The organism is Rhodococcus sp. EPR-147, from assembly GCF_001647185.1.
In the GTDB taxonomy this organism is placed as follows: Bacteria; Actinomycetota; Actinomycetes; order Mycobacteriales; family Mycobacteriaceae; genus Rhodococcoides.
On sequence record NZ_LVCU01000481.1, the window covers coordinates 1 to 752 of the forward strand.

The following is a 752-nucleotide window of genomic DNA, read 5'->3' on the forward strand; positions in this document are numbered from 1 at the left end:
GCTTCGACGGAGCAACAGTACTGTTGCCGGGAGTTTCCTCGGCCTGGGGCGGTCGAGCGTCTACCAATGGATCGACGGTGTCATGAGCGAAGGTGTCATGAATGAGGGTGTGCTGCGTGCGGACACCGTGCACGAGGCGGTGACCGGCGACCAGCGCGCTGCTGTCGCCCAGTTCGTGGCCGCGGTTCCGATGGCGGCCATGGTGCACTCGATGCACTACGAGGTGGTCGGGGCCAACACCCTGTGCGAGGGCGTGCTCGGGTGCGCCGTGGACGACATGATCGGCCGACCCGTTGCAGATTTCGTGCCGCTCGGGGATCGCGCGTCGGCGACGCGTATCGCGGTCCAACTCGAGCACCGCTACCCCGAGGCAGGCCCCACCGACCACGGTCGACCGATCGGAGCCTTGCGTCGAGTGCGGCGCGTCGACGGGGAGGTCGTCTCCTGCTGGATGCACGTCGGAATCTCGACGATCGCCGGGCGACGGTTCATCGTCGCTTTGCTGGACCTGGTCAATCCCGTCGTCGACGACACCGTTCACTGGCGCGATCGCGCCGAGCGCGACGAGCTGACCGGATTGCTACGACGAGGTCCTCTGCTCGCCCACGTCGACGAATGGATCGCCGAGGATCTGCCGGTTGCCCTGGCCTTCGTCGACGTCGATCGGTTGAAATCGATCAACGACGCGCACGGTCACCCGGCAGGTGACGCCGTGCTCGAGGCAGCGGGCCGTCGACTGCACCAGTGGTCGC

At 66.9% G+C, this 752-nt stretch carries 1 protein-coding gene; it reads left to right on the forward strand.

Features of this window, described 5'->3' with window-relative positions; all coding sequences use genetic code 11:
- Positions 1-82: 82 nt before the first annotated feature.
- Positions 83-752 (forward strand): sensor domain-containing diguanylate cyclase (locus tag A2J02_RS20530; protein ID WP_197478089.1); only part of this gene is annotated, 670 nt, incomplete at its 3' end.